The following is a 25,361-nucleotide window of genomic DNA, read 5'->3' on the forward strand; positions in this document are numbered from 1 at the left end:
CGCCCGGGGGCGTGACGGGAGAACCGCCCGCATGCTCGAACCGAAGGACCCCGGTATGGCCGGGGACACCGAAGAGAACGACAGCTCCACCCCCAGCGACACGCTGCCCCCGCGCCGCCGCCGTCGTGCCGCGTCGCGGCCGGCGGGCCCGCCCGTGGGTTCCGCGCGGGTGGAGACCGTCGCCGATGTGACCGCGTCCCTCTCGGACGCCATACCGTCCGCGGAGGACGGGGCCGCCGAGGCAGCCGTGGAGGCGCCCGCGCCGCGTACCCGCCGCCGGGCGACGCGCAAGGCCACCGCGCCCGCCGGTTCGCCGGCCCCTGCCGAGGTCGTCGCAGAGCCCGCCTCCGCCGAGGCGCCCGCGACCTCGCCTGCTCCGGCGAGCACGGCCCAGGCCGTCGCCGCCGACGAAGACATCGAGGAAGGTGCCGTGAGCGAGACCGCCGCGGAAACCGGGCCCGCCGAGGCCGCTGCCGAGGCGCCCGCGCGCCGTACCCGCCGCCGGGCCACCGCCCCCGCGGGCACACCGGAGCAGGGCGAGGCCGTCGCCGGGACCGACGCCGGTGCCGTTGAGGCGTCGGCTGTCGAGGAGAGCGCGGAGGAGGCGCCGCGGGCTCGTGCGCGTCGTCGTGCCACGCGCCGGGTGACCGCTCCGGCCGGTGCGCCGGAGCAGGGCGAGGCCGTCGCCGAGGACACGTCGGTGGCGGGCGAGGGCCTGCCCGAGGACGCCGTCGCGCGCATCACCGCCGACGAGGCCGAACTGGAGGCCGCCGAGAAGGCCGCTTCCCGAGGCCGGGGACGCCGCCGGGCCACGGCCGCGCAGTCCGCCGCGGAGCCCGCGGCGAAGGACCGGCCAGCGAAGGGCGAGAAGCGCGAGGAGAAGGCCGAGCCGGCCGCCCGCGGGCGGCGGTCCGGCAAGCCCGCCGTGCCGGTGTTCCAGGCCCCGGTCTTCACCGAGCCGGTGTTCCAGACCCCGGAGACGGCCGCGGCCGCTGCCGCCGCCGAGGCCGCCGCTTCCGACGAGGACGAGCAGGAGGCCGCCGAGGCCCCGGCCGCCGAGGCCGCCCCGCGTCGTCGCCGACGCCGTCGGGGAGAGTCCCCGCTCGCCGTCGAGACCACGGAGACCGAGCCCGCCGACGAGGCCGAGGTCGAGGCCGAGGAGCCGGCAGCCGAGGACACCGAGGAGTCCGACGACTACGAGGGCCGTCCCTCCCGCCGTCGCCGCCGTGGTGGCCGCCGCCGTCGTCGTGGCGAGTCCGCCGAGTCCGGGGCCGACGAGGAGCCGGAGGCCGAGGACGGCGAGCCCGGGGCCGACGAGGAGCCGGAGGCCGAGGGCGACGAGGACGAGGAGGACGCCTCCACCCCGTCGGCCGCCGGCACCAGCAGCAGCCGTCGTCGCCGTCGCCGCCGCCGTCGCAGCGGTGAGGCCGCCGACACCGAGCCCGGCAGCGACGAGCCGGAGCGCACGGTCGTGAAGATCCGTGAGCCGCGGCCCAAGGCGGAGCCGGCCGACGAGGTGCAGTCGATCAAGGGCTCCACCCGGCTGGAGGCGAAGAAGCAGCGCCGCCGTGAGGGCCGCGAGCAGGGCCGCCGCCGGGTGCCGATCATCACCGAGGCGGAGTTCCTGGCGCGCCGCGAGGCCGTCGAGCGCGTGATGGTGGTCCGGCAGCACGGGGACCGCACCCAGATCGGCGTCCTCGAGGACAACGTGCTCGTCGAGCACTACGTCAACAAGGAGCAGTCGACGTCGTACGTCGGCAACGTCTACCTGGGCAAGGTGCAGAACGTCCTGCCGTCGATGGAGGCCGCCTTCGTCGACATCGGCAAGGGCCGCAACGCGGTCCTGTACGCGGGCGAGGTGAACTTCGAGGCGCTCGGCCTCGCCAACGGCCCGCGCCGTATCGAGACCGCGCTGAAGTCCGGCCAGTCGGTCCTGGTGCAGGTCACCAAGGACCCGATCGGCCACAAGGGCGCCCGGCTCACCAGCCAGGTCTCCCTCCCGGGCCGGTACCTGGTGTACGTGCCCGAGGGCTCGATGACGGGCATCAGCCGCAAGCTCCCCGACACCGAGCGGGCCCGGCTGAAGACCATCCTCAAGAAGATCGTTCCCGAGGACGCCGGCGTCATCGTGCGCACCGCCGCGGAGGGCGCCAGCGAGGACGAGCTGCGCCGTGACGTCGAGCGGCTGCAGGCCCAGTGGGAGGAGATCCGGAAGAAGGCGAAGAGCGGCAACGCCCCGACCCTCCTCTACGGCGAGCCGGACATGACCGTCCGGGTCGTCCGCGACATCTTCAACGAGGACTTCTCCAAGGTCGTCGTCAGCGGCGACGAGGCATGGGAGACCATCCACGGCTATGTGTCGCACGTGGCGCCCGACCTGGCGGACCGGCTGCAGCGCTGGACCAGCGAGACGGACGTGTTCGCGGTGCACCGGATCGACGAGCAGTTGATGAAGGCGCTGGACCGGAAGGTCTGGCTGCCGTCCGGCGGCTCGCTGGTGATCGACAAGACCGAGGCGATGGTCGTGGTCGACGTCAACACCGGCAAGTTCACCGGGCAGGGCGGCAACCTCGAGGAGACCGTCACCAGGAACAACCTGGAGGCGGCCGAGGAGATCGTGCGCCAGCTGCGGCTGCGGGACCTCGGCGGCATCGTCGTCATCGACTTCATCGACATGGTGCTGGAGTCCAACCGGGACCTGGTGCTGCGGCGCCTGCTGGAGTGCCTGGGCCGGGACCGCACCAAGCACCAGGTGGCCGAGGTGACCTCGCTGGGCCTGGTGCAGATGACGCGCAAGCGGGTCGGCCAGGGACTCCTGGAGTCGTTCTCCGAGAGCTGCGTGCACTGCAACGGCCGCGGTGTGATCGTGCACATGGAGCAGCCGCCGGCCGTCGGTGGCGGTGGCGGCAAGCGGAAGAAGCGCGGCCGCGGCGGCGCCGAGCACGTCCACGACCACGAGGTGGTCGTCGAGGCGCCGGGCGCCGAGGCCCCGCCGAGTGAGGTCGAGGAGGCCGAGACCGAGGCCGAGGTCGCGGCGGAGGCAGCGGCGCCGTCGGCCCTGCCCGAGCCCGCCTTCGCCCCGGACGAGGAGCTGTACAGCAGCGCAGCCGAGGCAGAGGCCGCCGCGTCCCGCCGTGGTCGCCGCCGGGTGTCCCGCAAGGCGACGGCCCCGGCAGGCGCGCCGAAGCAGTCCGAGCCGGTCGAGGCCGAGGTGAGGCGGGCCGAGCCGGTCCGGGACGAGGAGACCGCCGCGGCGGCCCCCGCCCCGGCGGGCGAGCCCGAGGCCGTGCCGGCCGAGGTGGAGGAGCCCGCCCCCGCGGGCCGTACCCGCCGCCGGGCCACCCGCAAGGCGACGGCCCCGGCCGGTTCCCCGAAGGGCAGCGGGGCCGCCGAGATCGTGACCGAGGCAGCCGAGGCCCCGGCCCCCGCAGAGGTGCCTGCGGCCGGGGCTCCGGAGGCGCCGGCCGAGGAGGCACCCGTCGCGGCTCCGCCGCGTGCCCGTCGCCGGGTCACCCGCAAGGTCACGGCCCCGGCCGGCTCGCCGTCCGGCGCGGACGACTCCGCGGTCGTGGTGGTGGCCTCCCCGGAGACCGAGGCGGAGGCCGTCCCGGCACCCGCGGAGGAGCCGTCGGAGGTCCCGGCCAAGAAGGCGGCCCGCAAGACCGCCAAGAAGGCCACGGCGAAGAAGGCCGCCACGAAGAAGACGGCGGCCAAGAAGACCACCGCGGCGAAGAAGACGACCGCCAAGAAGGCGACCAAGTCGGCCGCCAAGAAGACCGCCGCCGCGGAGCAGCAGAGCCTGCCGACCGTGACGGCATCGGCGGAAAGCTGAACAATCCATGGCCGGTGGTTGAACGTTCGTGTCCCGCCCCTGCGGACTCAGGGGCGGGACACGCCATTTGTTTCGGAATTGATGCCTGGGCCTGTTAACGGCCCAGAAATTGCCTGGGAAATCCCTGATAATGTGACGGCGGTCGCTGCCGTGCCGAGGACCCACCCGGAGACTACGGTCGGTGACCGGCCCGGTTGAGGGACAGACCGGTCCCAGCATTCCTCGGTAGGGCGTCGGCCATCACGCCGGAGGGGTTCGCGCGGCCCGAAAACGCCCCGCAGACCCCGGACCTCTGCCACAAAGAGCTCTCGCGGTGTTCAAGGAGGACGTCCAATGCCGAGCAGCAACGCGCAGCCCATCCCCGCTGCCCGCCCGGTCATCGGTGAAGAAGAGATCGAAGCAGCCGTACGCGTACTGCGCAGCGGCCGGGTGGTCCAGGGCCCCGAGGTGGCCGCGTTCGAGGAGGGTTTCTCGGAGCTCGTGGGCGGCCGCCACTGCGTCGCCGTCAACTCCGGCACCTCCGCGCTGCACCTCCTTCTGATGGCGCTCGGCATCGGCCCGGGTGACGAGGTGATCGTCCCGTCGTTCTCGTTCGCCGCCTCGGCGAACTCGGTCCGCCTGGTCGGCGCCGACGTCGTCTTCGCCGATATCGACCCGGACACGTACTGCCTCTCCCCGGCCGCGGTCGAGGCCGCGATCACCCCCCGCACCGCCGCGATCATGCCGGTGCACCTGTACGGCCACCCGGCCGCGATGGACCGGATCATGGCCATCGCCGACAAGCACAAGCTGGCCGTCGTCGAGGACGCCTGCCAGGCGCACGCGGCCGCGCTGAACGGCACCCCGGTCGGCGCCTTCGGCTCCGGCGGCACGTTCAGCTTCTACCCGACCAAGAACATGCACAGCCTCGAGGGCGGCATGATCTCCACGGGCGACGCCGAGGTCGCCCGCACCCTGCGCCTGCTGCGCAACCAGGGCATGGAGCAGCGCTACGCGAACGAGATCGTCGGCGCCAACATGCGCATGACCGACGTCTCCGCGGCCATCGGCCGCGTCCAGCTCGCCAAGCTGCCCGGCTGGACCGAGCAGCGCATCGCCAACGCCGCGTACCTCTCCGAGCACATCACCGCCTCGAACGTGGTGACCCCGGTCGTCGCCGAGGGCGCTCGCCACATCTACCACCAGTACACGGTCCGGGTCCGCGGGGACCGCGACGCCGCCATGGCGAAGCTCACCGAGGCCGGCATCGGCAACGCCGTCTACTACCCGACGCCCATCCACCGGCTGAAGCCGTACTGGGAGCCGGACCAGAAGGCCGGCCGTGACTGGGACCTGCCGGAGACCGAGCGGGCGGCCGCGGAGGTCGTCTCGCTGCCCGTCCACCCCTCGCTCACCGAGGGCGACCTCGAGCGCATCGTCACCGCTGTGAACGCGCTGGGAGAGAACCTGTGACTGCCGCTGCACTGCGGGCCGGCCTGATCGGCCTGGGGTCCATGGGACGCCACCACGCCCGTGTACTGGCCGGGCTCGACGGCGTCGACCTCGTCGCCGTCGTCGACCCCATGGGGGACAAGAACGGCTGGGCGCACGGCGCCCCCGTGCTGTCCACCGTCGACGAACTGATCGCGCTCGGCATCGACTACGCCGTCGTGGCCTGCCCGACCGCGCTGCACGAGGAAGTCGGCCTGAAGCTGGCCGGGGCCGGCGTCGGCGCGTTGATCGAGAAGCCGGTCGCGGACACCGTGGAGGGTGCCCGCCGGCTGGTCGAGGCCTTCGAGTCGAGCGGCCTGGTCGCCGGTGTGGGCCACATCGAGCGCTGCAACCCGGCGCTGCGCAGCCTGCGGTCCCGTCTGGAGGCCGGCGAGCTCGGTGACGTCTTCCAGGTCGTCACCCGCCGCCAGGGGCCCTTCCCGCACCGCATCGCGGACGTCGGCGTGGTCAAGGACCTCGCCACCCACGACATCGACCTGACGGCCTGGGTCACCGGCCAGCAGTACACGTCGATCGCGGCGCACACCGTCTCCAAGTCGGGCCGCCCGCACGAGGACATGGTCTCGGCCGTCGGCAAGCTCTCCGACGGCACGATGGTCAGCCACCTCGTCAACTGGCTCAGCCCGCTCAAGGAGCGCTTCACCTCGGTCACCGGCGAGCGCGGCTGCTTCATCGCCGACACCCTCACCGCGGACCTGACGTTCTACTCGAACGCCGCCGTGGCCACCGAGTGGGAGGCCCTGCAGGCCTTCCGAGGTGTCTCCGAGGGCGACATGATCCGCTACGCGATCCCGAAGCGCGAGCCGCTCCTCGTCGAGCACGAGCTCTTCCGGGACGCGGTGCTCGGCAAGTCCCAGGACATCTGCACGCTGCGCCAGGGCCTGCGTACCGTAGAGGTGGCCGCCGCCGTCATCGACTCCGCGAAGAGCGGTGCCACCGTGCAGCTGAACCCGGAGGGCGTGGCCAGTTGACCACCCCTGATGTCACCGTCGTCGTGGCCGTCTACAACACGATGCCGTACCTCACCGAGTGCCTCGAGTCGCTGGTGAACCAGAGCATCGGAGTGGACCGGCTGGAGGTCGTGGCCGTCGACGACGGCTCGACCGACGACAGCGGCCGGGAGCTCGACCGTTTCGCGGAGCGGTACCCCGGCACCGTGAAGGTGATCCACCAGGCCAACTCCGGCGGCCCGGCCGCACCCAGCAACCGTGCCCTCGATGTTGCCACCGGCCGTTACGTGTACTTCATCGGCTCCGACGACCACCTCGGCAGGGACGCGCTGAGGCGCATGGTGGCCTGTGCCGACGAACACGGTTCCGACGTCGTCGTCGGCAAGATGGTCGGCACCAACGGCCGCTACGTCCACCAGGCGCTCTACAGGAAGAGCGATCCGGACGTCAGCCTGTACGACTCGGCGCTGCCGTTCACACTGGCCAACACCAAACTGTTCAGGCGCGATCTGGTCGAGCAGCACAAGCTGCGCTTCCCCGAGGACCTGCCGGTCGGCAGCGACCAGCCGTTCACGATCGAGGCGTGCGTCCGGGCGCGGAAGATCTCCGTCCTCGCCGACTACACGTACTACTACGCGGTCAAGCGCGGGGACGCCAGCAACATCACGTACCGCGCGAACCATCTGGCGAGGCTGCGCTGCACCGCCGAGATCATGAAGTTCACAGCCGGGCTCATCGAGGCCGGCCCCCGGCGTGACGCGGTGTTCAAGCGCCACTTCACCTGGGAGCTCGCGAAGCTGGTCCAGGACGACTTCCCCACCCTCGACCGGGAGACGCAGATCCAGATCTGCGCCGGTATCGCCGCCCTCGCAGACGACTACTTCACCGAGCCGCTCCGCGACTCGATGGACGTCAAGCGGCGGGTGCGGATCGCGCTGGCCCAGCGCGGGGCCGTCACCGAACTGATCCGTGCCATCGAGGAGGAGGCCGCCCAGGGAGCGCCTCCGCTGCTGCTGGAGGACGGCCGGGCGTTTCTGCGCTACCCCGGGTTCCGCGACCCGGCCCTGGGCCTGCCCGACCGGCTGTACGAGGTCATCGGCGAGTCCGTGCCCAGGCAGCTCGCCGCCGGCACCGGGCTGGTCTCGGCGTGGTGGGAGCAGGAGGGCCAGGAGCTGGCCGTGGCCCTCTCGGTCCGCGTCCCCGTCACGGGCGAGACGGACCACGCCGTCGTCCGCCTCGCCGACAAGGCGATGCCGAAGAGCGCCGACAAGCCGGGTGCCCGCAGGCTGCCCGTGGGCACCGAACTCCCCGCACCCGTAGGGGGCCTGAGCCGTTCCACCACCGACGACGGCACGGGGACGGTGCTCACCGCCCGCATCCCGATCAGGCCCGTCAGGGCCAAGCTCGGCGTCCGCGCCTATCTGGACGTGGCAGGCTCGACGTACGAGGTGCCGGTGAGAACCCTGGACCGGCCCCTGCCCCTGGCACGGCGCTGGCGCGAGAAGGTCCCGTACCGTGTCTCCGCGAACGCCAACGCCAAGGGACGGCTCGTCATCACCACGGCTCCGCTGTGGGAGTCCTCGTCGTCCGGCGAGCGCAGCCGGCTGCGTCACCTGATGTCCCGTGTGAAGAGGAAACTGACCCGATGAATATCTGTGTAGTCGCGCTCGGCAAGATCGGGCTTCCGCTCGCCGTGCAGTTCGCCGCCAAGGGCCACAAGGTCATCGGCGCCGACGTCAACGAGAAGGTCGTCGAGCTGGTCAACGCCGGCACCGAGCCCTTCCCCGGCGAGCACGACCTGGACGTCAAGCTGAAGCAGGCCGTCGACGCCGGGCTGCTGTCCGCCACCACCGACACCGCCGCGGCCGTCGCGCAGTCCGAGGCCGTCGTGGTCGTCGTCCCGCTGTTCGTGGACGCCGAGGGCACCCCGGACTTCGGCTGGATGGACTCCGCCACCCAGGCCATCTCCAAGGGGCTCAAGCCCGGCACCCTGGTCTCGTACGAGACGACCCTGCCGGTCGGCACCACCCGCACCCGCTGGGCACCGATGCTGGAGCAGGGCTCCGGCCTCACCGCGGGCAAGGACTTCCACCTGGTGTTCTCCCCGGAGCGCGTGCTCACCGGCCGGGTCTTCGCCGACCTGCGCCGCTACCCCAAGCTCGTCGGCGGCATCGACGAGGCCTCCACCGCGCGCGGTGTGGAGTTCTACGAGCAGGTCCTGGACTTCGACGAGCGCGGCGACCTCCCGCAGCCGAACGGTGTGTGGGACCTGGGCACCGCCGAGGCCTCCGAGCTCGCGAAGCTCGCCGAGACCACCTACCGCGACGTCAACATCGGTCTGGCCAACCAGTTCGCCCGGTTCGCCGACAAGAACGGCATCGACGTCAAGAAGGTCATCGAGGCCTGCAACTCGCAGCCCTACAGCCACATCCACCAGCCGGGCATCGCCGTCGGCGGCCACTGCATCCCGATCTACCCGCGGATGTACCTCTGGAACGACCCGGAGGCGACCGTCGTGCGCTCGGCCCGCGAGGCCAACGCCGCCATGCCGGAGTACGCCGTCGACCTGCTGGCCGCCGCCTACGGCGACCTGAAGGACGTCAACGTGCTCGTGCTCGGCGCCGCCTACCGCGGTGGCGTCAAGGAGACCGCCTTCTCCGGCGTCTTCGGCACCGTCGAGGCCCTCAAGGCCCGCGGCGCGGTGCCGTTCGTCTCCGACCCGATGTACACCGCGGAGGAGCTGGCCGAGCACGGCCTCACCCCGCACCGGGGCGAGAAGGTCACCGCCGCGGTCCTCCAGGCGGACCACGCCGAGTACCGTGAGCTGGCCGCCTCCGACCTGCCGGACGTCACCGTCCTGGTCGACGGCCGCCGCACCACCGACCCGAGCCGCTGGGAGGGCGTCCGCCGCGTCGTCATCGGCGGCTGACGGACGGCCCGCTCCGTACGCGACGACCCGGCCCTGCCCCGCGCACGCGTGGGGCAGGGCCCGCTTGCAGGAAGGTTCCCATGACCTGGTTGATCACCGGCGGCGCCGGCTTCATCGGATCGCACGTGGTGAAGGCGATGGCGGAGGGCGGCGAACACGTCGTCGTCCTCGACGACCTGAGCACGGGACGTGCCGAGCGGCTGCCCGCCGGGGTACCGCTGGAGATCGGCACCGTCCTCGACCGCGACGCCGTCGACCGCGTCCTGCGCGACCACGCCGTCACCGGCGTCGTGCACATCGCGGGCAAGAAGCAGGTGGCCGAGTCGGTCGCGAAGCCGCTCCACTACTACCGGGAGAACGTGGAGGGCCTGCGGGTCCTCCTCGACGCGGCGGTCGCCGCCGGGGTGAGCCGGTTCCTGTTCTCGTCCTCCGCGGCCGTGTACGGCATGCCGGACGTCGACCTCGTCACCGAGGAGACGCCGTGCGCGCCCATCAACCCGTACGGCGAGACCAAGCTCGCCGGTGAGTGGCTGGTCACGGCCGTCGGCAGGGTTCACCCCGTCGCCACCGCCTCGCTGCGCTACTTCAACGTCGCCGGCGCGGCCACGCCCGAACTCGGCGACGAGGGTGTCTTCAACCTCGTGCCGATGGTGTTCGAGCGGCTCACGTCCGGCGAGGCGCCGCGGATCTTCGGTGACGACTACCCCACGCCGGACGGCACCTGCATCCGCGACTACATCCACGTCGAGGACATCGCCTCCGCACATGTCGCGGCGGCACGCAGGATCGCCGCCGACCCGGACGCCCGGCTGATCCTCAACATCGGCCGCGGCGAGGGCGTCTCGGTCGCCGACATGGTGGGCATCATCCAGGACGTCACCGGTCACAAGGACGTCAAGCCCGAGATCACGGACCGTCGGCCGGGCGACCCCGCCCGGGTCGTCGCCTCGGCCGACCGCATCCGCGAGGAACTGGGCTGGAGCGCACGCCACGAGGTGCGGGAGATGGTCGAGTCGGCGTGGGCGGGCTGGCAGCTTCGCCACCCGTAGGCGTCCGCCGGGCGGCGGACGGGCAGCTGTACCGAAGGCATGGGCCGGCGTGGCGCACGAGGGCGACGAAGGCAAGGGCCCCGGGACGAGGTCCCGGGGCCCTTGCTCGTACCGCTCTCTACCGCTCGTCGAGGAACAGCTTCTCGAAGTGCTTCCGCACCACGGGCCAGTCCCACACGGACAGCGCGTGCTCGGCCGCGAGCTTGCCGGCGTTCCGCCACGCCTCCTCGGTGGCCGTGGCCTCCAGGATCCGCTTCGCGGCCTCCTCGGGGGAGCCGACGACCCAGCCCTCGGGGTAGAGGGTCCTGGCGCTGTTCGCCTTGCCCGCGTAGAACGGCCAGTCGCGGACGACCGGGAGGGCGGCGCTCGCCGCGCCCTCCATCAGGCCCACGTGGCAGCCCTCGCGGACCGAGGAACTGATGATGGTGCCGATCTCCTGGAGCTTCGACGGAACGTCGTCCGTCGGGCCCAGTCGGACCACGGCGCCGGACTCCTCCAGAGGAGCCAGCTCCTTCTCGAACTCGCGGCGGTACTCGCGCGTCGCGCGGCTCGACTTCGGGTCCATGTCCCCGCCGACCAGGATCAGCCGGTAGCGCTCGTCGTGGCGGCGCACCCGTTCCAGGACGTCCACGGCCCACTTGGGGTCCTTGGCGACCTGGCTTATCCCGATCAGACCCAGGTTGAACCGGGCGTCGGCGGGCTTCGGCCGCGCGAAGCCGGACAGGTCCATCGCGTTGTCGACGATGTGGAAGCGAGGAGCCCCGTCGCCGCGCAGCTGCGGGACCAGCGACACGGCCAGGTCCTTCACGTGCGGGGCGACGAAGACGAGATCGTCGATCCGCGAGAAGTCCGTCATGTGCGGCCAGCGTGTGAACGCCTCGTAGCTGTGCAGCCGGACCACGATCCGGGTGTCGCCCGGATCGATGGTGGTGAGCATCCCCGCGGGGCCCACCGACCAGTCCAGGAAGACCGTGTCGGCCCAGTCGAGGTACGGGCGGAACAGCCGCTCCACCTCTTCCTGGTAGTCGCTGGTGCCGCCGGACAGCCGGTCCTCCAGCATCCGCCGGCCCGCCCAGGCGATCCGCTTCAGGTGCTTCGACGCGGCCAGGTCCAGGAACCGCAGCTCGACGCCGGGGTGGTCGCCGAAGTGGTCCAGGATGTGGTGCAGGAAGTTGTCGTTGGCGCTGGTGGTGACCAGCAGCCGCAGCGGACGGTCCGCCGGCGCCTTCCTGTACGGCGTCCTCCGGCCCTGCGGGCGGCTCAGCGCCTGCATCGCCTTGGAGCGGTACAGCGGGGCGACGAAGCCCTCCGCGTCCTTCGCCAGCGGCGAGGACAGCTGGTCGATGTGCAGCACCCGGTGGAAGTCCAGGAACAGCGCGCGGTCCAGCGCCGTGGCCGCCTTCTCCGTACGGCCGGCGGTGAACTCCCGGTCCGCGAAGGCGAGCTGAGCCGCCACCGCCTTGTCGAGATGCCGCGGGCTGAGGCCCTTGGTGATCTCCTTCATCACGCCCTCGTCGAGGAGCTGCGCCTTGAGCCCGAGGTCCGGGATCCTCGACGCGGCGTCGGCGAGCGCTATGGCGGCGCCGCTCGTGCGGCCCGCCCACTGCATGCCCTCGGCGACGTAGCGGGAGGTCGCGGCGCGCACCCTGGTCGGCACACCGGGGGCGGTGACGGCGGTGCGCCACAGCCGGGCACCGACCGTGGAGCGCATCACCGGACGCGCGGTCGCGGTGCGCATCACCGCCGCCGGCAGCCCGTCCACGGAGCGGCGGACATCGCGGGCCACGGCGTCCAGCGGCGGGATGACGGAACGGCGCTGCACGCTGCCGCCCTGGGACGTCAGGCCCTCGACGGCCTTCAGACCCGGTGCGAGACCGAACATCGCGGCGGCGCTGCGGTTGTACTGGGCCAGCCGCCACACGGTGTACACGGCGCCCGGGTCGAGAGCGACCATGACGTCGGCCTTGCGGGCGCGCTCGCGCAGCCACGAGTCGCGCTTGGACTGCATCCACACCCGCATGCCCAGCGGGGACGTACGCGCCTTGCGCCGCAGAGCCTGGCTGCGGTGCGCGACGCTGCGCGGCAGCTGGTGCAGCCCGGTCAGCTCCAGCGCGGCGACCTCCTCGGCGCTGGACTCCAGGTGGAACGTGGCCGCGAGATGCACCCGCGCGCCCAGGGCGTTGAACTTGCGCACCGAGTCGGCGAGCACGCCGAACTGCGGCTTGGCAGCGGCGACGAACAGGACTTCGGTCACGGGGTGGGTCCTCCGGCGACGGTCGACTTCTCGGCGAGGGGCGCCACGTCCCCGGTGCCCGGCGCCGCCGCCGGGCCACCGCCGGGCCCGACGTCCCGCGCTCCCGGTGCGGCGTACTTCGCCGTGAACTCCTCGACGAGGTTCTTCACGGCCACGGTCATCAGCGCCTCACGGGTGAACTGGTCCGCGTGGGCCATGGCCTCGGCGTGCACCTCATCGCTGGTCTCCACCGCCATGTGGGCGGCCCGGACGAACGACTCGGTCAGGCCCTCCTCGTCGATGCCGACGGCACCCGTCCACAGCGGGTGCCCGCTGAGCACGTTCGACGCGTCGTGCTCGACGACGTGCGCCGACACGATCGGCAGACCGGTGGCCATGTACTCGTACACCTTGCCGGAGGTGACGTAGCGGCCGCCGATCAGGATCAGCACCATGGCGTCCCAGCCGGAGTAGATCGACGCGACCTCGGCCTTGGCCGCGGGGCCGCCGAAGTGGACGCCGTCGGCCTCGGCCTGCTTGAGGATCTCCGTGTGCCGGTTGGCCTCCCGGCCGGCACCGTTGCCGATGTGGCCGCGCACCTCGAAGCGCGCGTTGGCCAGCAGCGGCTCCTTCTCCCGCGCCGCCTTCCAGGCGTTCAGCACCGTCTCCAGGTGCTGCGGGGTGAAGTTGACCGTGCCGAGGTAGCCGAAGACCAGCCCGGACTCGGGGTCCGGGGCGTGGGCGCGGCCCGGGGAGCTGTCGGCGTCGTAGCCGTTGCGCACGACGTGGACGCGGTCGGCGAAGTCCGGGTAGCGCTTGCGGTAGTGGTCGGCGATGGGGTCGTTGACCACCCACAGGGAGAGGGCCTCGTCGAGGATCTTCCGCTCCCAGCGGCCCTCCTCGGAGTCGGGACCGAAGGCCTCGACGCCCTCGATGACGTCGATGGACCAGCCGTCGCGGAAGTCCACCGCGTACGGGACCCGCTTCTCCTCCCACAGCTTCCAGGCCGCGGCGAGGTTCACGTACGGCACGCAGCTGGCGAGCAGCAGATCGGCCGGGTGCTCCTCGTGGATTCGCAGGACCGCCTGCTCCAGGTCGGTGCGCCACTCCCCGAAGTTGGGCTCCGGGAACGGCTTCGTCTGGCGGCGGCGCAGCTGGGCGACCCAGCCGTTGGGGTTGAGCGCGCGGGCCTCGTCGTAGAGGCGGATGTCCGTCTCGAGATCCTCGCGCGCCAGCGGCAGCTCGACGATCCTGACCTTGGGGTCGACCTGGTCCAGCAGGGTGAGGTCGACGCCGGAGTCCCGCTCCCAGGACTCCTGGGCGACGTTGACGACGGTCACGTCCCAGCCCACGTTGATGAACTGGTTCGCGGTCTCGCGCATGCGGTAGGCCGAGCTCTTGGCGGCCGGCGGGAACCCGATGGCGAGGTAGATCACATGAGGCCGCTTGCCTTCGGCGGGCAGCCCGGACCCGGGAGACGCTGACATAGTCGGTGACGCTAGCACGGTGACATGTACGGATTCGGGCCACCAGGTCGCCGCGTCGCCCGTCGCGGGCGCGCGGCGCGGGGCCACTGCTCCGTCACGCGTGCCGGCTGCCCCCCTTCCACTCTTCCATGATCCGGACGACGTTCTGGGCGGCCCGGCCGTCGCCGTACGGGGTGCCGGGGTCGGCGGTCGGCACGGCGCGGGTCACCGTCGCGGCCCACTCCTCGGGGGAGAGGGTGTGCGGGTCGGGAACAAGGACGTTCCAACCGGTCTCGACGGTTTCCACCCACTCGGTCTCGGGGCGGACCGTGGTGCAGATGCGCTCCAGCAGGAACGCCTCCTTCTGGAGGCCGCCGGAGTCCGTGACCACGCCGGTGGAGGCGAGCACGGCGGCGACCAGCCCCGCGTACGGCAGCGGCCGGCCGACGTGCACGCTGCCCTGGGCCAGGTTGATGCCGTGCGCCTCGGCGCGGGCGACCAGACGAGGGTGGGCGAGCAGCGCCACGGGGACCGGCAGCTTCGCCATCGACTCCAGGATGGCGGAGAGTCGCTCGGGGTCGTCCGTGTTGTCCGGGCGGTGCAGGGTCGCCAGCAGGAACGGCTGCGACGGGTCGATGCCCTCGGGAAGCGCCGGAGCGGGGTGCTCACCGGCCCGCACGGCGTCCCGGATCCGCAGGCAGATGTCGACCATGACGTCGCCGGCGAGCCGGGCCCGGTCGGCGAGGCCCTCGTCCGCGAGGTGGCGCATGGCCTCCTCGGTCGGGGCCAGCAGCAGGTCGGCGCAGTGGTCGGTGAGGACGCGGTTGTGCTCCTCCGGCATCCGCCGGTTGAAGGAGCGCAGGCCCGCCTCGAGGTGCGCCACCGGGAGGTGCATCTTCACGGCCGAGAGCGCGCCGGCGATCGTGCTGTTGGTGTCGCCGTACACGAGCACCCAGTCCGGCTTCTCGCGCTCCAGGACCGGGTCCAGGGCGGAGAGCACGGAGCCCGTCTGCACACCGTGGCTACCGGAGCCCACGCCGAGGTGCACGTTGGGGTCCGGGATGCCCAGGCCGTCGAAGAAGACGTCGGAGAGGTCGGCGTCGTAGTGCTGTCCGGTGTGCACGATGAAGTGCTCGTGCTCGGTCTCCGCGAACGCCGCCGCGATGGGGGCGAGCTTCACCAATTGAGGACGGGCTCCGACGATGCTGATGACTTTCACTGAGCACTCTTCTTCTTGGTCAGGGCGTGGGCAGGCGTGTCACGGTCTCACACTGCTCGTAATGGTAGGCAATCAGCGCACTGACCAGGCCCAGGGCCGTGGGGCCGCACCGGGTGGAGGTCGTGTGCATGCAAAGGTCAGAACGGCCCCGGCGATCATCGATGCGACCGCATAACGATTTCGTGAACCGTGTGCGTAATTCCGGCGAAAACGGGTCGCCCGGGACCGTCCGCTCGGGCAGCGGTCCCGGGCGGACTGGCGGAGCGGTGCTCAGCGTCCGTCGGTGACGACGTCCCCGGCGTACACCCAGTAGCCCTTGAGGGCCCCGGCGGAGATCCGGCACATCGGCCGGCCGTTCACGATCGACCGCCGGTCGAAGGGCGCCCCGGACGGTTTGTCGAACGTCACGGTGCGGGTGGCGGTGACGCCGCGGTCCCGGCCGTAGCGGTGGCACGTCACCCGGCCGCCCGCGCGGAAGGACAGCGTCCGGCCTGGCCGGTACTCGGCTGGGAGGTACTCCCCGAGCAGGTAGCACCTGGGGTGGGACTCGCCGGCCCACCAGCCTGCGTAGGGCCCCGAGTCGATCCGGTAGGCCACGCCGCGGCCCTTGATCCGGCGGCGGCGGTTCGCGGTGGCCCGCGTGGTGCGGGGCAGGCTGACGGTCCTGCGCGCGAGTTCGGCGTCCCCCTTCGACGCGACGAAGTCACCGTCCGTGTCCGTGTCGTAGCGGTACAGCGTGTGCGGGCCGGCCGCCAGGACGACTGGTGAGCCGTCCGGCAGGAAGCCCGAGGGATGGTCGTCCGTGAGCAGATCGCTCATGTGGGCGAAGCGCGGACTGCCGGTCTGCCAGTGCAGCTGCCGGTACAGATTGATGTGGTGCTGGTGGTACGAGGGCGTCGGGATCCGGTGGGTGAGGCAGTAGTACGAGGCCCAGCGCCGGTTTCGCAGCGTGGGGAAGTAGTGGTCGACCGTGGTGCACGCCCCGTCGTAAAGCCGGGCGGCCAGCGGGTTCCCCGTCATCCGGGCGTAGTCCCACAGTCCGAACATGGCGAAGATCATGCCGTTGTACGTGCGGTCGGAGTCGCCGGGCGCGTCGACCGGGTACTCCTGGATCCACAGATAGCCCGCGTCGTCCCTGTTCACCACCCACGGGGCGCCGTCGTCCCCGCGCAGCAGCGACGCGAACGCCCCGTCGGCGGCCGTCCGGTACAGCGCGCGCTCCTCCGGCGTGACTCCGTCGAGCAGGGACAGCTGCACGAACAGGCTGATCGCCTCGCCCTGCGCCATCCCCGAGTACCAGGGCGCCCGGTAGGAGATGCCACTGTGGGTGCCGTGCGTGAAGTCGAACGGGTACGGGAAGTACCACGCCCCCCTGGCCTCGACCCGGGTGTCGATCAGGCGCTTCGCCTGGGCCTTGGCGCGCCTGAGGTACAGAGCACGACGGGCGGGGTCCTCGGCGGTGCGGTACGCGGCGGCACAGCCGAGGCCGAACTGGATCTGGGTGACGGGCTGGTTGTGTCCCGGGGCCGACCTGTGCGGGCGGTACATGATGACCCCGTCGCGGTCGAGATAGGTGTGCGTGGTGTCCGGCGTGACGCCGGACCAGGGCGTCGGCCGGTCGCGCCAGGGCCGCATTCGCTCCGGCAGGTCCACCGCGGTGTAGCCGATGCCGTGGAAGGTGAACGGGAGGGACTCGGGGATCGCGGCGCGTACGGCAGCCGGGGCGGGTGTGCCGTCCGCCCGGGGGACGCGGACGGAGGGCGCGGGCGGAGTCACCTTTCCTCCCGAGAGCTGGTCGGGCAGGGGCGGGAGCGGCGGGAGCGTCGCCTTGGGGAGGGGCCGGGCCGGGGCGGCCTGCGCCGCGTCCTCACCGGCGCCGGCTCCGGTGAGGACGGCGCCGAGCACGGTGCCGCCGGCGAGCCGGATGAACCGCCTGCGGTCCAGTGTGGACCCTTTCGGTGCGGAAGGGTCCCGTCGGGTGCTGCCGCTCTCGGCCATGCCTGTAGCCCCCAGGGGAAGATCGGCGATGGCTGCGGATCCTATGGGGGCATTCCGGGCGGAGGTCGTGACAGACACGCGAAAGCCGGGAGGCCGACTCGATCGGATGGCCGAGCCTGTCTCCCGGCCGTCAAGCGGCCGGCGAGCGGTGCGTCGCGCTGCCCCGGTCCGCGAGGGGTGTCCGCAGGGGCGGAGAGGTCCCGGACGGGTTCCTGGTCAGCGCTCGGTGAGCACGCCGTCCTTCTCCTCGTACAGGGCGCCGGTCTGCGGGCACTCCCACACCCCCGGCTCGCCCTCGCGCTCGGTCAGCCGCACACCGGCCCGGCCGACCCAGCCGATCCGCCGCGCCGGCACCCCGACGACCAGGGCGAAGTCCGGCACGTCCTTCGTCACCACGGCGCCGGCGGCGACCATCGACCAGCGGCCGATGCGGACGGGAGCGACACACACCGAGCGCGCGCCGATCGAGGCACCGTCGGCGATCTCCACACCGACGGCCTCCCAGTCGCCGCCGCGCTTCTGCTTGCCTTCGGGGTCGACGGAACGCGGGTTGTGGTCGTTGGTGAGCACCACGGCGGGACCGATGAAGACGCCGTCACCGAGCTCGGCCGGCTCGTACACCAGCGCGTAGTTCTGCAGCTTGCAGTTGTCGCCCATGCGCACGCCGCTGCCGACGTAGGCACCCCGGCCGATCACACAGCCCTCGCCGAGGCGGGCGCCCTCCCGGATCTGCGCGAGATCCCACACGCTGCTGCCGGCGCCGATCTCGGCGGTCTCGTCGACCTGGGCGCTGGGCTGGACCCTGTAGTTCACTTCTCTGCCTTCCGGTGTCTGGCTTCCGGCCGAGCATACGGGCCGCCCGCCCCGGGAGTGCGGCCGCGGCGGGCGGCCCGTCGCGGCCGTTCACGCGCCCCGCGACGGCGGGTGGAGGAGTCCTCAGGAGCGGTGTCAGGCCCCGTCGGCGATCACCTGGTTCGCGGGCGCCCGGTAGCCGGCGAGTTTGCTCAGCCGCCGCCGCGCTCCCTTGCCGCCGCCACGATCCGGACCCCGAAGGCCAGGGCCGGCAGGGCGAAAGGGGCGGACCGCAGCGGGCCGGCGCCGGGGACCACCAGGCCCAGGCCGCGGCCGGGGCGTAGACACGGCAGCCACCACGCCTTCAGACCGAGCGGCGGACCGGCGCCCGGGGACCGGACCAGCAGGCGTTCCGGGTCGTTCGCCTCCCCGCGGTCGCGGCGGACACGGCGTCGCGCCGCGACGCGGGCCGTGCGTCGAGGAGCACCGCCTCGTCGGGCGGCAGGTCGGCGCCGACGGCGGGTCGTACCGGAGCAGCCGGGACAGGGTGAGGAAGGAGCGCAGGAGCACGAGCGCGCATTCGACAACCACACCGGCCCGGGCGGCCGGGGGCTGCCGGTCCGGGAACCGGAGGCCGGCATGCGGGAGGCGGCGTCGCGGGGGAGCGCCGAGGCGGTGTCCGGGACGGCGCGGGAAGTCGACGCGAAGTCGGCCGGTGCACGGCTCATGAGGCAGCCCGTCGCGCAGCCCCCGCACAGAGCCCGCCGTGCGGTCCGTGGCGGCGCGCGTGGCCGGTTCCCCGGGGTCCGTGGCGCTCCGGGGCTGGTTTGACCCCCTGCGGCCCTGCCCGTAACCTTGACCGTCGGCGTGTTTCCATACGCCAGCTTCTGAGCACCTCCCTCCGGGTCCGTGATCCGGAGAGGCCGTCCATTCCTCGCGGACTGTCCGGGCCCCGGCCCGTGCGGGCGGCTGGCATCAGGGGTTCCCGTTTACGAGCGAGAGAGAGATCCGCGTGTACGCCATCGTGCGCAGCGGTGGTCGCCAGCACAAGGTTGCTGTCGGCGACATCGTTGAGGTTGACAAGATTTCCACTGCCAAGGTCGGCGACACGGTCGAGCTCTCGACCCTGCTCGTTGTCGACGGCGACGCCGTGACCAGCGACCCGTGGGTGCTGGCCGGGATCAAGGTCCAGGCCGAGGTCGTGGACCACCACAAGGGCGCCAAGATCGACATCCTGCGCTACAAGAACAAGACCGGCTACCGCCGTCGTCAGGGCCACCGTCAGCAGTACACGGCGATCAAGGTCACGGCGATCCCCACGGCTGCGAAGTAAGGGACTGAGGAGAGATGGCACACAAGAAGGGCGCATCGTCCACCCGGAACGGTCGCGACTCCAACGCTCAGCGGCTCGGCGTGAAGCGCTTCGGCGGTCAGGTCGTCAACGCCGGTGAGATCCTGGTCCGTCAGCGCGGCACGCACTTCCACCCGGGCGCGGGCGTCGGCCGCGGCGGCGACGACACGCTGTTCGCGCTGCAGGCCGGTGCCGTGGAGTTCGGCACCTTCCGCGGCCGCAAGGTCGTGAACATCGTTCCGGTCGCCTGACCGGAGTTCTTGCGAGGGCGGACCACTTCCCCGGGCGGGAAGCGGGTCCGCCCTTCGCTTGTTGACAGACAGACATACCCGCACGGATCGCCGTGCTCCGCACTTCGCCACTTTCGTACTGGAGGCACAGGACCATGACCACCTTCGTGGACCGCGTCGAGCTGCACATCGCCGCGGGTAACGGAGGCCACGGCTGCGCCTCCGTACACCGTGAGAAGTTCAAGCCTCTCGGCGGGCCCGACGGCGGCAACGGCGGGCGCGGCGGTGACGTCGTCCTGACCGTCGACCAGTCCGTCACGACGCTGCTCGAGTACCACCACTCGCCGCACCGCAAGGCGACCAACGGCAAGCCCGGCGAAGGCGGCAACCGCTCCGGCAAGGACGGCCAGGACCTCGTGCTGACCGTGCCCGACGGCACCGTCGTCCTCGACAAGCGGGGCAATGTGCTGGCCGACCTGATCGGGCACGGCACGACGTACGTGGCCGCCGAGGGCGGCCGCGGCGGTCTCGGCAACGCGGCGCTCGCCTCGGCCCGCCGCAAGGCGCCCGGCTTCGCCCTGCTCGGCGAGCCCGGCCGGTCCGGCGACATCGTCCTGGAGCTCAAGACGGTCGCGGACGTGGCGCTCGTCGGCTACCCGAGTGCCGGAAAGTCCTCGCTGATCTCGGTGCTGTCCGCTGCCAAGCCGAAGATCGCGGACTACCCCTTCACCACGCTCGTGCCGAACCTCGGCGTCGTCACCGCCGGCTCGACCGTCTACACCATCGCGGACGTGCCGGGCCTGATTCCCGGCGCCAGCCAGGGCCGCGGCCTGGGCCTGGAGTTCCTGCGCCATGTCGAGCGCTGCTCGGTGCTGGTGCACGTGCTGGACACGGCGACACTGGAGTCCGACCGCGACCCGGTCTCCGACCTCGACGTCATCGAGGAGGAGCTGCGGCACTACGGCGGTCTGGACGACCGTCCGCGGGTCGTCGTGCTGAACAAGGTCGACATCCCCGACGGCAAGGACCTCGCGGAGATGATCCGGCCGGACCTCGAGGAGCGCGGCTACCGGGTTCTCGAGGTGTCCGCGGTCGCCCGCACCGGGCTCAAGGAGCTGTCCTTCGCCCTGGCCGACATCGTCGCGAAGGCGCGCGCGGCCAGGCCGAAGGAGGAGGCGACCCGCATCGTCATCCGCCCGAAGGCGGTCGACGACACCGGCTTCACCGTCACGCAGGAGGAGGACGGTCTCTTCCGCGTGCGTGGTGACAAGCCCGAACGCTGGGTCCGCCAGACCGATTTCAACAACGACGAGGCCGTGGGTTACCTCGCGGACCGGCTGAGCCGTCTCGGCGTCGAGGAACAGCTGATGAAGGCCGGTGCCCGTGCCGGTGACGGCGTGGCCATCGGCCCCGAGGACGACGCCGTCGTCTTCGACTGGGAACCCACGATGATGGCGGGCGCGGAAATGCTCGGGCGCCGCGGCGAGGACCACCGCTTCGAGGCCCCGCGCCCCGCGGCGCAGCGCCGCAAGGACCGCCAGGCGGAGCGCGACGAGGCCACACGCGAGTACGACGACTTCGAGCCGTTCTGATCCGGGCCGTTCTGATCCGGGCCGTGTCCGAGCGGTTCCGGGCGCCGTTCCGTCCCGAGGCGTACTGATCTGGGCCGTTGCGATTCGACGCGTGGCGTCTGCCGGGGCCGGGGGCAGCAGCCCCCGGCCCCGGGCCGCTTTCCGGCCCCGGGACGATCAGTCGGCGCGGCCCGGCCACCGCGGTCCTCTCCGACGCGTACGGGCGGGTCACGGCGCATCCGGAGCCGGGCTCGAAGCCCACCCGACCGTCCCCCTCAGGCCCGCGTCCGTGTCCTCTGGCGTTCCGTGGCGCCCTGCTGACATGCCCGGTGGCAGGGGAGATGTCCCCTCCGTTCGGATCCGTGCGGTGGCACAACCTCCTACCCGATATCACCGTCTTGTTCGCGGGGGTGGGGCAGCAAGTTGCCCCGGCACGGTCGAACGGAGCGTTGATGAAGGTCTCCTTCCTCATCCACACCATCTACGGCATCGGCGGCACCATCCGCACCACGCTCAATCTCGCGGAGGAACTCGCCGGACGCCACGAGGTGGAGATCGTCTCCGTCTTCCGGCACCGGGACGAGCCGCTCTTCGCGATCGACCCGCGGATCACCGTCGTCCCACTGGTGGACACCCGCCCCTCGTCCCCCGGCAACGAGACAAAGCACCCTCTCGCGGTGCAGCCCGCCGAGCGCATTCCCGCCCACGAGGCGCGGTCCAAGGAGTACAGCAGACTCACCGACCAGCGTGTGCGCGAGCACTACGCCGACTCCGACGCGGACGTGGTCATCGGCACCCGCCCCGGACTCGTCGCCTACGTCGCCCAGTTCGCGCCCGCACGCGCCGTGCTCATCGGGCAGGAGCACATGACGCACAATCACCACAAGCCCGAGCTGCGTGCCGAGATGCGCCCGCACCTCGTCGCACTCGACGCGTTCGTCACCGTCTCCGAGGGTGACGCCGCCGTGTGGCGCGAGCGGATGCCGCTGCCGGACACCCGGGTGCTGGCCATACCGAACAGCGTTCCCGAGCCCATGGTGCCCGTCTCCGACCTCGGTGGGACGACCGTCGTCGCGGCCGGCCGGCTCGCCGCAGAGAAACAGTACGACGTCCTGATCGAGGCCTTCGCCGAGGTCGTGGCCGTGCGTCCGGAGTGGACCCTGCGCATCTGCGGCTGGGGCAAGCAGAAGGAACGTCTCCGCAGGCGCATCGACGAGCTCGGCCTCTACAACAGCGTCCATCTGATGGGGCCTCGCTCGCCCATCGAGCCCGAGTGGGTGAAGGGCACGATCGCCGTTTCCACGTCGCGCCACGAGTCCTTCGGTATGACGCTCGTGGAGGCGATGCGTTGCGGACTGCCCGTGGTCAGCACCGACTGCGACTACGGTCCGCGCGAGATCGTCGAGGACGGCGTCGACGGCCTGCTCGTCCCGGTCGGCGACCGCAGGGCCGTCGCCGCCGCCCTTCTCCGTCTCATCGACGACGAGCCACTGCGCCGCCGCATGGGCTCAGCTGCCCGGTCCCACGCCCGCCGCTTCGACCCGGGCCCGGTCGCGAAGCAGTACGAGGAACTGTTCGCGGACCTCGGCGCGGGCGCCCGTGCGCACACCAAGGGGCCCGCACCCGCCCTGTCTGGGGACGACAGGACGGCCGCCTGCCCGCTCGTGGACTGTGCCGCCGAGATGAACGGCGATGTGACGGTGACTCTGCTCGTCGAGCGCGCCGGGCGGCCGGACCTCGTCTGCGTCCATACCGACGCCGCCGTCCCCGACCGGGTCTTTCCCTTCGACGCTACCGGCCGTGCCGTGATCCCCGCCGGCGCCGGCCTGGCCGAGGGCGTCTGGACGTGCCACGTCGACCCTCCGGCGCCCGGCGCGGTGCGGGAGGACGCCTCGGGTCGTCCCCGGCTCGTCACCCGGGCCGTCGACCAGCGCGGAGCGGTGCGGGCCGCCGAACGGGTCCGGCCGGGGGAGCCCGTGCACACCCTCGTCCCCTACGTGCGGAACGGCGGACTCGCCCTGCGCTCCTGGGTGCGCCCGGCCCACGCCGAGTCCGGCGACATCACCGTCGGCTCCCGCCGGATCACCGTGTCCGGACGGCTGCTCGGCCAGGTGCGGCCGGTCGGGGACCCGGTAGTCCTGCTGCGCCGCCGCGGAGCGGACGCCCGTGAACTGGAGTTCCCCGGCACCCGCGTCGGGGCCGACGGGTTCCGCTGTACGATCCCGCTCGCCGCGCCGGTCGCCGTGCGTGCCTCGGCCCACGACGTCTGGGACCTCTGGCTGCTCCCCGCGCCCGGTGCCGCGCCCGTCCGGATCGGCCGGGTGCTCGACGACGTGGTGGAGAAGGGGAGCGTCTTCCCCTACCCCACCGTCGACGTGCTCAGGAAGCGGCCGCTCGCACGGGTGCGCGCGGCCCTGGACGGGCTGCTCTCCCGGGCTCGGGCGCAGGTCACGGTGAAGATCTTCTTCAGCGCGGGAAATGAACTCGTGCTCAATGTCGTCGACAAAACGACGAAGTAACGCTGCGCCGCAGCCCTGGCCTGTGGTGTCTGTCACCTCTTCTTCCGGTTCGCCCCCGCAAACCCCTCTGACCGCAGGGTGAACAGGGGGTTTCCGGGTGGTGTGGACACCTTGAGGACCGCCTTGCGGGACGGTCACGCAGAGTGCGACCATCACACCGTCCCCAGTCATCGCAAGGTAGAGGTTCGTCTGTGTCCGTGCCGCACGAAGCCAAGCCCCGCACCACAGCAGTCGTGCTCGCCGGTGGTACCGGCCAGCGCGTGGGGCTCGCGATCCCCAAGCAGCTGCTGAAGATCGCCGGCAAGGCCGTCATCGAGCACACGCTGTCGATCTTCGAGCAGGCCGAGGCGATCGACGACGTGATCGTGCTGATGGCGCCGGGTTTCGTGCCCGACGTGGAGAGGATCATCGCGAAGGCCGGGCTGACCAAGGTCCGCCGCGTGATCGAGGGCGGCGCGACCCGGAACGAGACCACCGAGCGCGCGATCGAGGCCCTGAGCGAGGGCCTCGCGGAGGGCGAGGACGCCAATGTCCTCTTCCATGACGCGGTGCGTCCGCTTCTGTCACAGCGAGTGATCGCGGACTGCGTCAGCGCCCTCGACCGCTACCAGGCCGTCGACGTCGCCATCCCCTCCGCCGACACCATCATCGTGACCCGCACCCACGGCGGGGACGGCGAGTTCATCACCGACGTGCCGGACCGCTCACGGCTGCGCCGCGGTCAGACCCCGCAGGCGTTCAAGCTCTCCACGATCCGCCGGGCGTACGAGATCGCCGCGGGTGACCCGAACTTCCAGGCGACCGACGACTGCAGCGTCGTGCTCAAGTACCTCCCGGACGTGCCGATCTACGTCGTCGCGGGTGACGAGTACAACATGAAGGTGACGCAGCCGGTCGACGTCTTCATCGCCGACAAGCTGTTCCAGCTCGCCTCCACCGCCGCGCCGCGCCAGGCAGACGAGGCCGCGTACCGCGAGCTGCTGGCCGGCAGGACGCTGGTCGTCTTCGGTGGTTCCTACGGCATCGGCGCGGACATCGCCGCCCTCGCCGAGGAGTACGGCGCGAAGGTCTACGCTCTGGGCCGCTCCACCACCGGCACCCATGTGGAGAACCCGGAGCACGTGGACGACGCCCTCTCCAAGGCGTACGCGGAGACCGGGCGCGTCGACTACGTCATCAACACCGCGGGCGTGCTGCGCATCGGCAAGCTCGCCGAGACCGACAACGCGACCATTCAGGAAGCGCTGAACGTCAATTACCTGGCGCCCGTCCAGATTGCCCGTGCCTCTTACAAGTATTTGGCGGAGTCCAAGGGGCAGCTGCTCCTCTACACCTCTTCCAGCTACACCCGGGGCCGTGCCGAATACAGCCTCTACTCGTCGACCAAGGCGGCTATGGTGAATCTCACCCAGGCCCTCTCCGACGAATGGGCGGCCGAGGGAATCCGGGTGAATTGCGTCAATCCCGAGCGCACCGCCACGCCGATGCGCACCAAGGCGTTCGGCCAGGAGCCGGCCGGCTCGCTGCTGTCCTCCGAGGCCGTTGCCCGGACCTCGCTGGACGTGCTGCTCTCCGAGCTGACCGGCCATGTCATCGACGTACGTCAGCAGGACCCGACCCGCGGGGCGAGCGAGGCCTCCGGGTTCGAGCAGGCTCTCGCGTCCGTCCTGGACCGCCAGGAGAATGTGTAATAATTCTCCGTCAAAGATCTTATTCGGGCCTCTGAGATCG

16 protein-coding genes are annotated in these 25,361 nt (G+C 71.7%); 11 read left to right on the plus strand and 5 right to left on the minus strand.

The annotated features are described in order from the left end of the window. Positions 1 to 31 precede the first annotated feature (31 nt). From AB0J10_RS07330 to galE, 6 genes are all read left to right on the plus strand, one after another. Positions 32 to 3,832 carry an Rne/Rng family ribonuclease gene (locus tag AB0J10_RS07330; RefSeq protein WP_363058727.1) on the plus strand — a complete coding sequence of 1,267 codons (3,801 nt, stop codon included), beginning with the start codon at positions 32 to 34 and terminating at the stop codon, positions 3,830 to 3,832. A 333-nt stretch (positions 3,833 to 4,165) separates the two neighbouring features. Next, a complete protein-coding gene (locus tag AB0J10_RS07335) occupies positions 4,166 to 5,284 on the plus strand; it encodes a DegT/DnrJ/EryC1/StrS family aminotransferase (protein ID WP_363058729.1) in 1,119 nt (372 codons plus the stop codon). Next, entirely contained in the window at positions 5,281 to 6,294 is a 1,014-nt protein-coding gene (locus AB0J10_RS07340) for a Gfo/Idh/MocA family oxidoreductase (protein ID WP_363058731.1), read from the plus strand. The genes AB0J10_RS07335 and AB0J10_RS07340 overlap by 4 nt, the downstream gene beginning before the upstream one ends. Further along, positions 6,291 to 7,922 (plus strand): glycosyltransferase, encoded by a 1,632-nt coding sequence (locus AB0J10_RS07345; RefSeq protein WP_363058733.1) that lies wholly within the window; start codon positions 6,291 to 6,293, stop codon positions 7,920 to 7,922. Before AB0J10_RS07340 ends, AB0J10_RS07345 begins: the two co-directional genes overlap by 4 nt. Next, the gene (locus AB0J10_RS07350) at positions 7,919 to 9,202 is read left to right on the plus strand and encodes a nucleotide sugar dehydrogenase (protein WP_363058735.1); all 1,284 of its coding nucleotides are present in this window, start codon (positions 7,919 to 7,921) and stop codon (positions 9,200 to 9,202) included. The genes AB0J10_RS07345 and AB0J10_RS07350 overlap by 4 nt, the downstream gene beginning before the upstream one ends. An 80-nt stretch (positions 9,203 to 9,282) precedes the next feature. After that, complete coding sequence (gene galE / locus AB0J10_RS07355) at positions 9,283 to 10,251, plus strand: UDP-glucose 4-epimerase GalE (RefSeq protein WP_363058737.1); 969 nt, start codon at positions 9,283 to 9,285, stop codon at positions 10,249 to 10,251. A gap of 118 nt (positions 10,252 to 10,369) precedes the next feature. Here the strand turns inward: galE and AB0J10_RS07360 are convergent, their stop codons facing one another. The 5 genes from AB0J10_RS07360 to AB0J10_RS07380 form a co-directional block, all read right to left on the minus strand. Next, positions 10,370 to 12,505, minus strand: coding sequence for a glycosyltransferase family 1 protein (locus tag AB0J10_RS07360; RefSeq protein WP_363058739.1), 2,136 nt, complete (start codon positions 12,503 to 12,505; stop codon positions 10,370 to 10,372). Continuing rightward, positions 12,502 to 13,920, minus strand: coding sequence for a glycosyltransferase (locus AB0J10_RS07365; protein ID WP_363058887.1), 1,419 nt, complete (start codon positions 13,918 to 13,920; stop codon positions 12,502 to 12,504). Before AB0J10_RS07365 ends, AB0J10_RS07360 begins: the two co-directional genes overlap by 4 nt. A gap of 145 nt (positions 13,921 to 14,065) precedes the next feature. Then, complete coding sequence (gene wecB / locus AB0J10_RS07370; RefSeq protein ID WP_363058741.1) at positions 14,066 to 15,169, minus strand: UDP-N-acetylglucosamine 2-epimerase (non-hydrolyzing); 1,104 nt, start codon at positions 15,167 to 15,169, stop codon at positions 14,066 to 14,068. 270 nt (positions 15,170 to 15,439) lie between these two features. Then, positions 15,440 to 17,167, minus strand: a complete 1,728-nt coding sequence (locus tag AB0J10_RS07375; RefSeq protein WP_363058743.1) for a D-glucuronyl C5-epimerase family protein — start codon at positions 17,165 to 17,167, stop codon at positions 15,440 to 15,442. A gap of 216 nt (positions 17,168 to 17,383) precedes the next feature. Continuing rightward, on the minus strand, positions 17,384 to 17,980 hold the full coding sequence (locus tag AB0J10_RS07380) for an acyltransferase (protein WP_363058745.1): 597 nt from the start codon (positions 17,978 to 17,980) through the stop codon (positions 17,384 to 17,386). 991 nt (positions 17,981 to 18,971) lie between these two features. On the opposite strand from AB0J10_RS07380, the gene rplU reads away from it, so the two are divergent. The 5 genes from rplU (at position 18,972) to AB0J10_RS07405 (ending at position 25,321) form a co-directional block, all read left to right on the plus strand. Continuing rightward, entirely contained in the window at positions 18,972 to 19,292 is a 321-nt protein-coding gene (gene rplU, locus AB0J10_RS07385) for a 50S ribosomal protein L21 (protein ID WP_017944922.1), read from the plus strand. A gap of 14 nt (positions 19,293 to 19,306) precedes the next feature. After that, the gene (gene rpmA, locus AB0J10_RS07390) at positions 19,307 to 19,561 is read left to right on the plus strand and encodes a 50S ribosomal protein L27 (protein ID WP_109293632.1); all 255 of its coding nucleotides are present in this window, start codon (positions 19,307 to 19,309) and stop codon (positions 19,559 to 19,561) included. 134 nt (positions 19,562 to 19,695) lie between these two features. Then, positions 19,696 to 21,132, plus strand: a complete 1,437-nt coding sequence (gene obgE / locus AB0J10_RS07395) for a GTPase ObgE (RefSeq protein WP_363058748.1) — start codon at positions 19,696 to 19,698, stop codon at positions 21,130 to 21,132. A 431-nt stretch (positions 21,133 to 21,563) separates the two neighbouring features. Further along, entirely contained in the window at positions 21,564 to 23,630 is a 2,067-nt protein-coding gene (locus AB0J10_RS07400; protein ID WP_363058750.1) for a glycosyltransferase family 4 protein, read from the plus strand. Positions 23,631 to 23,821: 191 nt separating this feature from the next. Beyond that, positions 23,822 to 25,321 carry a bifunctional cytidylyltransferase/SDR family oxidoreductase gene (locus AB0J10_RS07405; RefSeq protein WP_363058752.1) on the plus strand — a complete coding sequence of 500 codons (1,500 nt, stop codon included), beginning with the start codon at positions 23,822 to 23,824 and terminating at the stop codon, positions 25,319 to 25,321. Positions 25,322 to 25,361 lie beyond the last annotated feature (40 nt).

Source organism: Streptomyces sp. NPDC049887 (genome assembly GCF_040656535.1).
Lineage (GTDB): Bacteria > Actinomycetota > Actinomycetes > Streptomycetales > Streptomycetaceae > Streptomyces.